This is a genomic window from Nonomuraea guangzhouensis (assembly GCF_019396345.1).
GTDB classification, from domain to species: domain Bacteria; phylum Actinomycetota; class Actinomycetes; order Streptosporangiales; family Streptosporangiaceae; genus Nonomuraea; species Nonomuraea guangzhouensis.
Genome location: NZ_JAHKRM010000032.1, coordinates 13678 through 27280 on the forward strand (window position 1 = coordinate 13678; position 13603 = coordinate 27280).

Sequence of the window (13603 nt, forward strand, 5' to 3'; positions counted from 1 at the left end):
ATCGAGCAGATGGGGGAGCGGACACGATGACCGCGATGACCACGACCACCAGGACGACCACCCGGACGACCCGGTCCGCCTTCGAGGATGTGCTGCCGCTGGCGCCGATGCAGGAAGGGTTGCTCTTCCACGCGCTGGCCGACCCCGACGGCGTGGACGCCTACACCGTCACGATGGTCCTGCGGCTGGAGGGCCGCCTGGACCCCGCGGCCCTGCGCACGGCCGCGCGGGCGCTGCTGCGCCGGCACGCCGGCCTGCGGGCGGGCTTCCGCCAGCGCAAGAACGGCCAATCCATGCAGGTCATCCACCACGAGGTCGAGCTGCCCTGGAGCGAGAGCGACCTGAGCGGGGCCGGCGAGGCGGAGCGCGAGGCCGGCTTCGCCGCGTTGTTCGCGGCCGAGCAGGCGCGCCGGTTCGACCTCGCCAGACCGCCCGCCCTGCGGTTCACGCTGGTCAAGATGGCCGCCGAGGATCACCGGCTGATCGTCGCCAACCATCACATCCTGTACGACGGCTGGTCGCTGCCGATCCTGCTCCGCGAACTGGTCGCGCTCTACCACTCCCGGGGCGACGCCTCGGCGCTGCCCCGCGTCACGCCCTTCCGCGACTACCTCACCTGGCTGGGCAGGCAGGACCCCGGGGAGACGGAGGCGGAGTGGCGGCGGGCGCTCGACGGGCTGTCGCAACCGAGCCGGCTTTTCCCCGACGCCCCGGAACGCGTGCCCGAACTGCCAGGACGGCTCATCCTCGACCTGCCCGACGCGGTGGCGAGCGGTCTCGTGGAGTCCATGCGCGCCCGCGACATCACCGCGAACACCGTCGTCCAGGGCGCCTGGGCACTGCTGCTCGGTGAGCTCACCGGCGGCAAGGACGTCGTCTTCGGGGCAGTGGTCTCCGGCCGGCCGCCCGATCTGCCCGGCGTCGAGTCCATGGTCGGGATGTTCATGAACACCGTCCCGGTCCGCGTACGGCTCGACCCGTCGGAGCCGTACGCCGCCCTGCTCGCCCGGCTCCAGGAAGAACAGGCCGCGCTCCTGGCACACCAGCACATGAGCCTCGGGAGCATCCACCGGATGTGCGGGATCGGCGAGCTGTTCGACACCGTCGTCACGGTGGAGAACTACCCCTCCGGCCCGGCCACCGGCCAGGACGACGAGCTCCGGGTGAGCGTCGGGGGGCGCGACTCCGCCCACTACCCGCTCCGGCTCATCGCGGGCCTGGCGGGCGGGCGGCTGCAGATGGAGCTGGAGTACCGTACCGACCTGCTCGACGAGGCCGCCGCCCGCGCGCTGGGCGGCTGGCTGTCCGAGGCGCTCGCGCTGCTCGCGGCCTCCCCGGATGTCCCGCTCACCCTTCCGCCGTGCCCCTTCCCCGTGCCCGGCACGGCGTCCGTCCAGGTCGCGCCCGTCGCGCCGCCCGCCCGGCGGGCGGCGGGGCCCGTCGCGGAGATCCTGTGCGGGCTGTTCGCCGAGGTGCTCGGCGTGCCCGACGTGGGGCCCGACGACGACTTCTTCTCCCTCGGCGGCCGGTCGCTGACCGCCGTCAAGCTGCTGAGCAGGGTCCGGGCCGTGTTCAAGGCCGGGCTGCAGGTCCGGGCCATCTTCGACGCGCCGACTCCGGCCTTGCTGGCCCGGCGCGTCGAGGCCGCGGGAGAGGCCGGGCCGCCGCCGGAGCCGATGCCCCGCCCGGAGCGGATCCCGCTGTCGTGGGCCCAGCAGCGGCTGTGGTTCATGTTCCGCCTGGAGGGGCCGAGCGCCACGTACAACATCCCCGGCGCGCTGCGGCTGCGCGGCCCGCTCGACGCCGGCGCGCTGCGCCGGGCCCTGCACGACGTGGTGACCAGGCACGAGTCCCTGCGCACGGTCTTCCCGGAGCGCGACGGCGTGCCCGAGCAGCGTGTCCTTTCGCCCGGCCAGGCCCACGTGCCGTTGGAGGTACGTGACGTGGACCCGGCGGAGCTGGACGCGGCTCTCACCGCCGCCTGCGGGCATGCCTTCGACCTGACCCGGGAGCTGCCCCTGCGGGTCACGCTGTTCCGGCTGGGCCCGCAGGAGCACTGTCTGCTGGTCCTGCTGCACCACATCGCCGGCGACGGCTGGTCGATGGGGCCGCTGGCCAGAGACCTGTCCACCGCGTACGCCGCCCGTCTGAGCGGCGGCGCGCCCGGCTGGGAGCCGCTGCCCGTCCAGTACGCCGACCAAGCCCTGTGGCAGCAGCGCCAGGATCTCGGCCCGGCCCTCGACCACTGGACGCGGGCCCTGAACGGCCTGCCGGAATGCCTGGAGCTACCCGGCGACCGGCCGCGCCCCGCCCGGGCGAGCCACCGCGGCGACCTGGTGCCCATCGACTGGGGCCCCGGCCTGCGGGACGGCGTCGCCCGGCTGGCCAGGCAGACGGGCACGACCGTGTTCATGGTGCTCCAGGCGGGCCTGGCGGCCCTGCTGACCAAGCTCGGCGCGGGCACCGACATCCCCATCGGCACCCCGGAGGCGGGTCGTGGCGACGAGGCGCTCGACGACCTCGTCGGCTTCTTCGTCAACACCTTGGTGCTGCGCACGGACACCTCGGGCGACCCGTCCGTACGCGACCTGCTGAGCCGGGTCCGTGAGACCGACCTGGCCGCGTACGCGTACGCCGGCGTGCCGTTCGAGCGGCTCGTCGAGGTCGTCAACCCGCCGCGCTCGCTCGGTCACCACCCGCTGTTCCAGGTCATGCTCGCGATGCAGGACGCGGCCGGCGAGCCGCTCGAGCTGGCCGGTCTGGCGGCCGAGCCGGAGGGCGTGCGGGCCGGCGTGGCCAAGTTCGACCTGGCGTTCAGCGTGGACGGCGGGCTGCGCGGTGTCCTGGAGTACGCGACGGACCTGTTCGACCGGCGTACCGCCGAGGCGCTGGTGCGGCGGCTCGGCGGCCTGCTCGCGGCGGCCGTCGCGGACCCGGACGCACCGCTGAGCGCGCTGCCCGTGCTGCTGCCCGGCGAGGACGAATGGGGTGACGGCGGCCCGGCCATCCCGGCCGCGACCCTGACGGAGCTGTTCGAGGAGCAGGTCCGGCGCACCCCGGGCGAACCCGCGCTCGCGCTCGGCGCGGACCGGCTCACCTACGCCGAGCTCAATGGCCGGGCCAACCGGCTGGCCCACCAGCTCATCTCCCAAGGCGTGGGCCCCGAGCGGGTCGTCGCGCTGAAGCTGCCCCGATCCGCCGATCTCGTGATCGCCGCGCTGGCCGTGCTGAAGGCGGGCGGCGTCTGCCTGCCCGTCGACCCCGCCTACCCCCAGGCCCGCATCGAGGGGATGCTGGCCGACGCGCGGCCCGCCCTGGTCATCGCCGAGCCGATGCCGGACCCCCGCTACCCCTCACGCAACCCCACGAACGCGGACCGCGTCGCGCCCCTGTCGCAGGCCTCACCCGCGTACGTGATCTACACCTCGGGCTCGACCGGCCGCCCCAAGGGTGTCGTGGTCACCCACCACGGCTTCGCCGCCCTGCGGGACAACCAGGCCCGCGCCTACCCGGCCGGTCCGGGTGACCGGGTGCTCCAGTACGTCTCGCCCAGTTTCGACGTCTCGGTGGCCGAACTGTGCCTGGGCCTGCTGACCGGCGCCTGCCTGGTCGGCCCCGGCGACGGACTGACCGGCGATGAGCTCGCCGACCTGATCGCCGCCGAGCGGGTCAGCCACGCGTTCCTGCCCCCGGCGGTGCTGGCCGGCCTGCCCGCCGACGGGCCCTGGCCGGGCACCGTCATCACCGGAGGCGAGACGCCCGCCGCCGAGACGCTCACGCGCTGGACCGCGGGGCACCGGCTCATCAACGAGTACGGCCCCACCGAGGTCACCGTCGCCGCCGCCGTCAGCGCCCCGCTGTCGGACGCCGAACCGCCCCCGATCGGCCGGCCAGTGCCCGGCGCCCGGATCCACGTGCTCGACCACGGGTTGCGGCCGGTGCCGCCGGGTGTGGTGGGGGAGTTGTACGTGTCCGGTGACGGGGTGGCGCGCGGCTATCTGGGCCGGCCGTCGTTGACGGCGGAGCGGTTCGTGGCCTGTCCGTGGTCGCCGGGCGAGCGCATGTACCGGACGGGCGACGCGGTGCGCTGGCGGGCGGATGGCCGGCTGGACTTCGTGGGCCGGGTGGACGAGCAGGTCAAGGTCCGCGGCTTCCGCATCGAACTGGGTGAGATCGAGACCGTGCTGGGCCGGCATCCGGACGTGGAGCAGGCGGCCGTCATCGTCCGCGAGGATCGGCCGGGGGATCGGCGGATCGTGGCCTACGTGGTGGGCCGCGAGGTCGAGGCGGCGCGGTTGCGGGAGTTCGTCGCGGGGGTGTTGCCGGCGTACATGGTGCCATCGGCGTTCGTGGCGCTGGAGGCGTTGCCGTTGTCGCCGAACCGCAAGGTGGATCGTCGGGCGTTGCCCGCGCCGGTCTACGTCTCCGAGCCTGGCCGGGCCGCCCGGGGGCCGCGTGAGGAGATCGTGTGCGGTCTGTTCGCGGAGGTCCTGGGCGTGGCCCGGGTCGGGGTGGACGACAACTTCTTCGAGCTCGGCGGGCACTCCCTGCTGGCCACCCAGCTCGTCAGCCGCATCCGCGCCGTCCTCGGCGCCGACCTGCGGGTGGGCGACGTGTTCGAACAGCCCACCCCGGCCAGGCTGAGCGCCCGGCTCGACGGCGGCTCGCGTGGCGCGTTCGACGTCCTGCTGCCGCTGCGCGAGACCGGCGGCACGGCGCCGCTGTTCTGCGTGCACCCCCTGGCCGGCCTGAGCTGGCGGTACGCGGGCCTGCTCCGCCACCTCGGCCCGGACCGGCCGGTGTACGGCCTGCAGGCCCGCGGGCTCGACGGCGCGGACCCGCTCCCGGCCACCCTGGACGACCTCACCGCCGACTACGCCGCCCAGATCCGCAAGATTCAGCCCCAGGGCCCGTACCACCTGCTGGGCTGGTCGCTGGGCGGCAACTTCGCCCAAGCGCTCGCGGCCCGGCTGCGTGCGGAAGGCGAGCAGGTGGGCCTGCTGGCCGTACTCGACGCGTACCCGACACCGCCCGACGAAAAGGACTACTCCGACCGGCACGTCCTGCTCGCCGACATGTGCGAGCACTACGCGGAGGCGTACGGCGCCGACCCGGTGGACGTCACCACGATGAGCACCGACGAGCTGCGCGACCGGGTGATCGAGCTGCTCGGCGGCAGCAAGGGTGAGCTGGGCAGCCTCGACGCCCGGGAGCGCGGCCACGCCCTGGAGGTCATGGTCAACAGCATTCGCATCACCGCCGGGCCGGCCCCGAGCTTCGACGGCGACCTGCTGCTCGTCACCTCCTCGAAGCCGTCCTCCCCGCCTGAGGCGTGGCATCCGTACGTCACCGGCGCCGTCGAGGTGCGCGGCGCCGGTTGCGAACACCACCGCATGCTGGAGCCCGAGCCCCTCGCCGGGATCGCCGAGCTGATCGAGGACCGCATGCTGTGACCGCACAAGGAACCGTCCGTGGCCGGGCAGGCCACGGACGGTTCCTTGTTGTTGTCTGTCAGACGAGGGCGTCGAGCAGTTCGTCGGTGTAGAAGTCGTCCACCTCGCACGCCCCCGACAGGGTCGCGAAGTACTGGTCGACCAGATCCTGGCGGCCGGCGATGGCCCGCAGCATGGCCAGCCGCTCCGGCGGCGCGGCCCGCAGCTCCGCGGCCCGCAGCGTGCCCTGGTACATCCCGGTGAACCGCTCGTCGCGATCCGCGGCGAAGCCGCGCAGCGCCGCCGTCAGCGCGTTCTCGTCCCGCAGCCCCGGGCCGATGTGGTCCACGAGGGACTGCACCTGCAGGAAGGCGTCGGTGATGCCGCTGTTGCCGATCGAGTCCTTGTGGTAGCCGGCGTCGCCCACCAGCACCCAGCCGGGACCGGCCGCCTGGCGGAAGAAGTTGCGCTGGTCACCCGTCCCGTACAGCCGCTCGGCCCGCCGCGCCGAGCGCAGCCGCTCGTGCAGCTCCGGCGCGGTCACGCGCACGTTCTCCAGGTACGCCGTCATCGCGTCGCCCCGGATGGACTCGAACTCCGACTGCGGGAAGTAGGCGCCCACCAGCGTACGGCCGTCGTTCGTGGGCACGGTGCCGACCAGCCGGCGCGAGCGCGCGTACACCTCGAAGGTGGCCGGCAGGTCCTCCCAATAGCTGAAGTACACACACGACCTGCGCGCGTCCTCCGTCAGGATGGGCGCCCCGGCCAGAGCGGCGACGGTGGAGCGCATGCCATCGGCGCCCACCACCAGCCTGGCCCGCTCCTCGAAACGGCCCGTCGCCGTCCGGAGGCTGACGCCGCACACGCGGTCGCCCTCGAAGATCAGGTCGTCGACCTGGCAGCCGTCGCGGAACTCGACGCCGGCCTCGACCGCGGCCGCGGCCAGGACGGGGTCGAGGCGGTGCCGGCGCGGCGCGTACGCCGTGCGGTATCCGTCCACCCCCCACGAGCATCCTTCCAACCGGATGTCCTCCACCTGGTAGACGATGCGGTCGATGGGCGGGCAGCCCGTCGCCACGACGTCGTCCAGCACACCCCAGCGGCCCAGGGCCGCGACTCCGGGCTGATGGAGGTAGTGGGTGGACAACGTGTCCCTGGGGAAGCGGGCCTTGTCCACGAGCAGGACCCGGTACCCGGCGCGGGCGAGCAGCATGGCGGCCGGCGATCCCGCGCAGCGCGCGCCCACCACGATCACGTCGTACATGGCCACTCCCTCAGCCACGCCGCACGATGACGGGCAGGTTCTTCGGCCCCCACATGCCGCGTTCGTGGTAGCCGATGGGGATGTCCCGGTTCACCGCGAGGCGGGGGAAGCGGTCGAGCAGCGCCTCCGACGCGATCCGGGCCTCCATACGAGCCAGCGGCGAGCCGATGCAGAAGTGGATGCCGTGGCTGAAGGCGAGGTGCGGGTTCGGGTCGCGGCGGATGTCGAACTCGTCGGGCCGCTCGAAGACGCGCTCGTCATGGTTGGCCGCCAGCAGCCACGGGGTGACCGACTGGTTCGCCGGGATGACGGTGCCGGCGATCTCGACCTCGCGGGCGGTGATCCGGCTGGCCGAGGTGAACGGCGGCCGGTAACGCAGCACCTCCTCGATCGCCGAGGGGATCAGGCCGGGCTCGGCCCGCAGCGCGGCCATCGCGGCCGGGTGCTGGTCCAGGCACAGGACCGTGCTGCCGAGCAGGAGCGTCGTGGTGACACTGCCGGCCATGAACACGATGTCGGCGAACTTCACCACCTCGTCGTCGCTGAGCCGCTCCCCGTCCACCTCGGCCTGGGTGAGCCTGCTGATCAGGTCGTCCTTGGGCCTGGCGCGGCGCTCGTGGCAGTGCTGACGCAGGTAGTCCGCCATGTCGTGGGTGACCTGCTCGAGCAGGGCGGCGTACTCGGCCGAGTCGGAGGTGATCCCCTCGCGGGCGGTCATCCCCTGCGCGTTGAGCAGCCGGTCGATCCACGTGCGGAACAGGTGGCGGTCCGAGGCGGGCACGCCGAGCAGCTCGGAGATCACGATCACCGGCAGCGGGAAGGTCAGCGCGTCGACGAGGTCGAACTCCTCGCCGTCCACCTCGTCCAGCAGCTCCGTGGCCAGCGCCGTGACGCGCGGCGCCAGCCCGCTGACGGTGCGCGGCGTGAACACCTTGCTCACCAGGCGGCGCAGCTTCGTGTGCTCCGGGGGATCCACCGAATTGAGGTTGCCCCGGCTGATCTCGGCCAGCTCGGGGTTGATGCGGCTGATGTCGTTCGAGAAGGCCGTGTGGTCGCTGATCACGCGCTCCACGTCCGCGTGGCGGAAGACGTGATAAGCGCCGTCCCCCTCCTGCCAGACGGGTCGCTCCGCGCGCATGCGGGCCAGCCAGTCGAACAGCTCCGTCCCGCCGTCGGCCAGCGGGACGCTTTCGAGCAGGGCCTCGGTCATGATGTGTGTCCCCATTCTCTAGTCCGCCTGCGAATGTGGCAGCCCGGCCTATCGGGGTGTTATCGATATCGAGCCGATAACACCTCCGCATAGCGTGCCCTGGTGAATGTTCTCGGTGTGCTCGGCGGAATGGGGCCGCTCGCCTCCGCCGAATTCCTCAAGACGCTGTACGAAACGAATGTGCGCATCCCCGAGCAGGAAATGCCCAGGGTGCTGCTCGACTCCGATCCCGCCTTCCCCGACCGTACGACCGCCATCGGCGGACCGGCCGCGCTCGATCTCGGCCGCCGCCTCGACCAGAGCCTGGGCGACCTGCTGTCACGTGGCGCGAGCGCCCTCGTGGTGGCCTGCTTCACCGCCCACCACTTCCTGCCCCTGGTGGAGCCCGCCGTGCGGGCGCGGGTCGTGTCACTCGTCGACCTGACCGTGGACGGGCTGCGGCGCGGCGCGGGCCGGCACCTCATGCTGTGCACCCGGGGCACCCGCGCCGCGCGTGTCTTCGAGGACGCGCCGGGCTGGGACGACGTCGCCGGCCGGGTCGCGCTCCCGGAGGAGAGCGACCAGGAGCTGATACACAGCCTGATCTACCGGCTGAAGGCGCACGGCGGCGAGCCCCGTGTGGCGGCCGAGATCGATCGCCTGCGGCTGCGCTACGGCTGCTCGGGCGTCGTCCTGGGCTGCACCGAGTTCCACCTCGTCGCCCGGCCGCTGGTCGCCAGGTACGGCGACGGCAACGTCGTGGACGCGTTGCGCACGGTCGCGCTCACCCTGCCCGCCCTGCTCACGACCCCGCAAAAGGAGCTGAGCCATGCTGGATGACACCCTCATGATCCCCGAGTTCGGCGTAGTCCCGGCGGCGAGCGTGCGGCGCACGCTGGCCGGGGCGGAGAAACAAGTGATCGAGCTGGTCGAGCTGGCCTACCGGCAGCACGGCGAGCAGCAGACCGTGAACCCGCCCTCGTACTTCCTGCGTTTCCCCGACCGGCCGTCGGCGCGCATCATCGCGTTGCCCGCCTCCATCCGCGGCGACGAGGCCGTGGACGGCGTCAAGTGGATCTCCAGCTTCCCCGCGAACACGGCCGCGGGCATCCCGCGGGCCTCCGGCGTGCTCGTGCTGAACGACCCCGTCACCGGCCATCCGTACGCCCTCCTGGAGGCCTCCCTGATCAGCGCGGCCAGGACGGCGGCCTCGGCGGTCCTGGCCGCGGACCGGCTCACCCGCGGCCACGAGCGCCCGGCCCGCGTGGGCTATGTCGGCTGCGGCCTGATCGCCCACACGATCCACACCTACTTCACCGCGGCCGGCTGGACCTTCGAGCAGGTCGCCGCCTACGACACCGTCCCGGGCAACGCGGCCCGCTTCACCGACGGCGTCGTCGTGTACGACACGTGCGAGGAGCTCATGCGGGCCTGCGACCTGGTGGTGTTCGCCACCGTGGTCGGCACCCCGCACGTCACCGAGCCGGCCGCGCTCGCGCACCACCCGCTCGTCCTGCACGTGTCCCTGCGCGACCTGGCGCCCGAGCTCATCGCGGACGCCGCCAACGTCGTCGACGACGTGGACCACTGCCTGCGCGCCGGCACCTCCCTCGACCTGGCCGAACAGCTCACCGGCGGGCGCGGGTTCGTGGACGGCACCCTGTACGACGTCATGACCGGCCGCGTGGAGGTACGCCGCGACCGGCCCGTCATCTTCTCGCCCTTCGGACTGGGGGTGCTCGACCTGGCCGTCGGGAAATTCGTGTACGAAGGCGTCCGCGCCGCGGGAGAACTCGGAATCGTGCCCGGCTTCTTTCCCGCGCAATCCACCTGATGCCCGACCTGATAACCCCGCGTTATTTCATTCCTGTTGGGAAAGTGAGCCGATGTTGCTGACCACAGCGGACACACACAGCCTGAGCGTCGCGGACGCCGACCAATTGCGGGTGCTGGCCCGCTCCATCATCCCCGTGGCCCGCGGGCGGCTCGACGCGCCGCCCATGATCGAGGCGTGCCGGCAGGCCGCCGCCGAGCTGCCCGCCTCGTTCCGGCGGATGCTGAAGACGTTCCAGCGAGACTCCGGCAGCCGGGGCTCGATGGTGATCAGCGGCCTGCCGGTCGATGAGGACTCGCTGCCCTGCACGCCGCAGACGAGCACGTCGGTGCAGCTCATGGGCACCGTGCCGGCGTTGCTGCTGATGCTGGCGGCCGTCCAGCTCGGCGAGCCGGTCGCCTACCTGCCGGAGAAGGGCGGCGCCCTGGTGCAGGACGTCGTGCCGGTCAAGGGCAAGGAGGAGTTCCAGGGCAACGCCGGCTCGGTGCAGCTCAGCTTCCACAACGAGAACGCCTTCCACGTCCACCGGCCCGACTTCGTGATGCTGCTGTGCCTGCGCGCCGACCACGAGCGGGTCGCGGGGCTCCGTACGTCCTGCATCAGGGAGGTCATGCCCTTCCTGAGCGAGGCGGACGTGGCGGCGCTGTCCGCGCCCGAGTTCGTGACCGCGGCCCCACCGTCGTTCGGCACCGCCGACCGGGCCGCGCCCGGGCCCGTGCTGTCCGGCTCGCCGGAGGACCCCGACCTCTGCGTCGACCTGTCGGCCACCGAGCCGCTGACGGCCCGGGCGGCCAAGGCGCTGGAGGAACTGGGGCGGCTGTTCGACGAGCTGGCGAACACCGCGGTCCTGCGGCCCGGCGACCTGGCCATCGTGGACAACCGGGTGGCGGTGCACGGGCGCACGGCCTTCCGGCCTCGGTACGACGGGGCCGACCGCTGGCTCCAGCGCACGTTCGTGCTGGCCGACTTCCGCCGCTCGCGTCTCGAGCGCCCGGGCGACGGTCACGTCATCGTCTGATCGGGTTTCTTGGCGCGGCCGCTCTGTGCACGGAGGAGAATCGATGCAGTTAGGTCCGGAATCGGACACGGTGGCCGGTCCGGCGGACGCCGCCAACCTGCCACCGCACCGGCGGCTGCTGCTGTTCTTCCAGGGCAAGCGCGTCTCCCAGATGATCTACGCGCTCACCGTGCTGGGCGTGGCCGATCACCTGGCTCGCGGGCCGATGACCGCCGCCGAGCTGGCCGAGGCGGTGGGGGCCGACGCGGGCGCGCTGTACCGGGTGCTGCGCTGCACGGCGTCCGTGGGGGTCTTCTCCCAGCAACCCGACGGCCGCTTCGCGTTGACTCCCATGGCCGACGCGCTCCGCACGGACAGCGCCGTGAGCCAGCGCGACGTCGTCCTGTTCGACGGTCACGAGGCGATGTGGCGGCCGCTGGGGGAGATCCTGCACACGCTCCGCACGGGCGAACCGGCCGTCACCCTGGCGCTCGCCGGGCAGCAGGCGGACGACGCGCCGCGCAGATGGCACAAGGCCCGCTTCGACCGCGTCGCGGACGAGGCGCTGGTGGCGGGCTTCGACTTCGCGAGGTTCAGGAAGATCACGCAGATCGGTGGCGGCTCGCCGTTGCCGGGCCTGGCGCCCGGCCATGTGCGGGCCGTCTCCGAGGTGCCCGAGGTGCCCGACGGCTCGGAGGCGTACCTGTTGCGCCATCCCGTTCACGAGTGGGACGACGACCGGGTGCGGGAGACGCTCGGGAGGATCCGGCAGGCCGTCGGCGGGGAGACGCGGCTACTGTTGTGCGCGTTCGTGCTGTCCGGGCCCAACGCCTGGGACACGGGCAAGTTCGCCGACGTCGACATCATGCTGACCGGCGGCGGCCGGCACCGTGACCTGGCCGAATGGCGGCGGCTCGTCGGTTCGGCCGGATTCGAGCTGGTCGACCCGCCCCGCACCGGCAGCTGGGCGGTGCTGGAATGCCGGTTAGTTTATTGAAATTTGCACCAACTCCAAGCGGGTTGCTGGTTTGGATCAGTCAGGGTACTTTGGCAATGCGAAATATCATGATCGTCCTGACTTCGTGAGGTCCGATCCTGGTGTGCTTGCGAGCGCGCGAGGAGATAGAGGCGGCGGGATGCAATGGGGGAATCCGACGCTGGAGCCTCCTTACGGGTGGCCATAGCCGAACATCTGCTGAATGACCGACAGCGATTACTCGAAGCCTGCGTCGATGAACTACGCAGAGTAAATAGCTCTATTCTGGGGGACCCGGAATCCGAGCGCCAGATGATCGCCCACTACGCCACGATCCTCATGGACGTGGCCGAGGAGCTGCGTGATCCGGACATCGTCCTGGGCGGCGGCAACCTCGACCTGATCCAGGAGATCGCGGCGTCCAGGGCCCGTAGCCGCATCCACCCCACCGAGTCGCTGCGCGCGGCGGGTGTGCTCTTCGACGTCACGCTCGACTGGCTCGCCCGCACCATGAACCGCGACGCGCTCTCCGACCAGGTCTTCCTCGATGTCGTACGGTTCCTCAATGCCAGCCTCACCCGCCGCATCCGCGACGCTTCCGCGTGGTACGCCAGCTTCCTGCTGCACGAGGTGCATCGCGACCAGACGTATGAGCGCGGCCGGATCGCCCGCGAACTCCACGACCGCGTCAGCTACGGCGTCCTGGTCACCCGCCAGCGGCTGGAGGCGTCCAGGCGCATCTTCGACGACGATCCCCTCGCGGCCATGGAGAAGGTCGCCGAGGCGCAGGACGCGATCGAGGACGCCATGGAGAGCATCCGCAAGCTCATCAACGACCTGCGCTTCAGCAACGCGGTGGACAACCTGCAGAAGGCGCTGATCGCGTTGCTGAGCGAGATGGCCGGCGAGGTCCGGCACCGCGTGATCGTCAGCGGCGACGAGAACCGGCTGACGTGCGAGGTGCGCGACGAGGTCTACCTCATCGTCCGCGAGGCCCTGCGCAACGCGCTCAGCCACAGCGCGCCCACCGAGGTCGCCGTCCGGATCGACATCGCGCCGCACGAGCTGCGCGCGTCGATCGGGGACGACGGCACCGGGTTCGACCCGCTCACCGTCGAGAGCGGCGCGGGCCTGGCCATCATGGAGGAGCGGGCCAAGCTCCTCGGCGGCTCCGTGGCCATCACCAGCCGCCCGCGCATCGGAACCATGGTCGAACTGCTCATCCCGATCCTGCGGGAAAGCGAATGACGGAGAGGAACAGCCGCATCAGGGTCGCCATCGTCGATGATCACACGCTGTTCCGCGTCGGACTCAGAGAGATCATCGAGAACCAGAAGGACATGGAGGTCGTCGGTGAGGCGGGCGACGCCTACAACGCCCTGACTCTGGTCGCCCAGGTCAAGCCGGACGTGCTGCTGCTGGACGTGTCCATCCCCGGCGGCGACGTCACCGACAACATCCACGAGATCGGCGAGGTGTCCCCGACCACCCGGATCGTCATCCTCAGCATGCAGGACGCCCCCGAGCTCATCCTGGAGCTGGTCGGTCTGGGCATCCGCGGCTACCTGCACAAGAGCGCGAGCTGGGACGAGCTGATCGCGGCCATCAGGATGGCGACGCCGGGCACCGACCGCGTCCTGCTCGCCGTCTCGCGCCAGTCGCTGCTCGGGATGCCCGCCGGCGCCGCGAACAAGCCCTCGTCCGGCCCGCTGTCGCCACGCGAGCTGGAGGTCCTCGAGCTGGTCGCCAAGGCCATGAGCAACGCCCAGATCGCGGCCGAGATCATGCTGACCGAGGCCACGGTCAAGCGCCACCTGCACAACATCTTCGTCAAGCTCGGCGCGGTCTCGCGCATCGACGCCGTCAACAAGGCCACCGCCGCCTCCCTCATCTCCAATGGGGGCTGAGGGG

The 13603-nt window shown here is 71.8% G+C and carries 9 protein-coding genes; 7 read left to right on the top strand and 2 right to left on the bottom strand.

What is annotated here, in order from left to right; all coding sequences use genetic code 11:
- Positions 1-26: 26 nt before the first annotated feature.
- Positions 27-5453: a non-ribosomal peptide synthetase gene (locus tag KME78_RS48335; protein WP_219536740.1), complete on the top strand. Its 5427-nt coding sequence runs from the start codon at positions 27-29 to the stop codon at positions 5451-5453.
- 58 nt (positions 5454-5511) lie between these two features.
- Here the strand turns inward: KME78_RS48335 and KME78_RS48340 are convergent, their stop codons facing one another.
- Both KME78_RS48340 and KME78_RS48345 read right to left on the bottom strand, forming a co-directional pair.
- On the bottom strand, positions 5512-6696 hold the full coding sequence (locus KME78_RS48340; protein ID WP_219536741.1) for an FAD-dependent oxidoreductase: 1185 nt from the start codon (positions 6694-6696) through the stop codon (positions 5512-5514).
- 10 nt (positions 6697-6706) lie between these two features.
- Entirely contained in the window at positions 6707-7906 is a 1200-nt protein-coding gene (locus KME78_RS48345; protein ID WP_219536742.1) for a cytochrome P450, read from the bottom strand.
- A gap of 102 nt (positions 7907-8008) precedes the next feature.
- On the opposite strand from KME78_RS48345, the gene KME78_RS48350 reads away from it, so the two are divergent.
- The 6 genes from KME78_RS48350 to KME78_RS48375 all read left to right on the top strand — a co-directional run bounded on the left by KME78_RS48350 (position 8009) and on the right by KME78_RS48375 (position 13599).
- Positions 8009-8725 (top strand): aspartate/glutamate racemase family protein, encoded by a 717-nt coding sequence (locus KME78_RS48350; RefSeq protein ID WP_219536743.1) that lies wholly within the window; start codon positions 8009-8011, stop codon positions 8723-8725.
- Positions 8715-9719, top strand: coding sequence for a 2,3-diaminopropionate biosynthesis protein SbnB (gene sbnB, locus KME78_RS48355; RefSeq protein ID WP_246653495.1), 1005 nt, complete (start codon positions 8715-8717; stop codon positions 9717-9719). Before KME78_RS48350 ends, sbnB begins: the two co-directional genes overlap by 11 nt.
- Before the next feature lie 52 nt (positions 9720-9771).
- On the top strand, positions 9772-10737 hold the full coding sequence (locus tag KME78_RS48360) for a TauD/TfdA family dioxygenase (RefSeq protein ID WP_219536744.1): 966 nt from the start codon (positions 9772-9774) through the stop codon (positions 10735-10737).
- A 43-nt stretch (positions 10738-10780) separates the two neighbouring features.
- Positions 10781-11713 (top strand): methyltransferase family protein, encoded by a 933-nt coding sequence (locus KME78_RS48365; protein ID WP_219536745.1) that lies wholly within the window; start codon positions 10781-10783, stop codon positions 11711-11713.
- Between the two features lie 144 nt (positions 11714-11857).
- Positions 11858-12940, top strand: coding sequence for a sensor histidine kinase (locus KME78_RS48370; protein ID WP_465264785.1), 1083 nt, complete (start codon positions 11858-11860; stop codon positions 12938-12940).
- Positions 12937-13599 (top strand): response regulator, encoded by a 663-nt coding sequence (locus KME78_RS48375; RefSeq protein ID WP_219536747.1) that lies wholly within the window; start codon positions 12937-12939, stop codon positions 13597-13599. The genes KME78_RS48370 and KME78_RS48375 overlap by 4 nt, the downstream gene beginning before the upstream one ends.
- Positions 13600-13603 lie beyond the last annotated feature (4 nt).

Excerpts from the sequence above, each read along its gene's own strand:
- KME78_RS48370 (WP_465264785.1), top strand. The coding sequence starts at position 11,858 with ATGGGGGAATCCGACGCTGGAGCCTCCTTACGGGTGGCCATAGCCGAA.
- KME78_RS48335 (WP_219536740.1), top strand. The coding sequence starts at position 27 with ATGACCGCGATGACCACGACCACCAGGACGACCACCCGGACGACCCGG.
- KME78_RS48360 (WP_219536744.1), top strand. The coding sequence starts at position 9,772 with ATGTTGCTGACCACAGCGGACACACACAGCCTGAGCGTCGCGGACGCC.
- KME78_RS48345 (WP_219536742.1), bottom strand. The coding sequence starts at position 7,906 with ATGACCGAGGCCCTGCTCGAAAGCGTCCCGCTGGCCGACGGCGGGACG.
- KME78_RS48340 (WP_219536741.1), bottom strand. The coding sequence starts at position 6,696 with ATGTACGACGTGATCGTGGTGGGCGCGCGCTGCGCGGGATCGCCGGCC.
- sbnB (WP_246653495.1), top strand. The coding sequence starts at position 8,715 with ATGCTGGATGACACCCTCATGATCCCCGAGTTCGGCGTAGTCCCGGCG.
- KME78_RS48375 (WP_219536747.1), top strand. The coding sequence starts at position 12,937 with ATGACGGAGAGGAACAGCCGCATCAGGGTCGCCATCGTCGATGATCAC.
- KME78_RS48365 (WP_219536745.1), top strand. The coding sequence starts at position 10,781 with ATGCAGTTAGGTCCGGAATCGGACACGGTGGCCGGTCCGGCGGACGCC.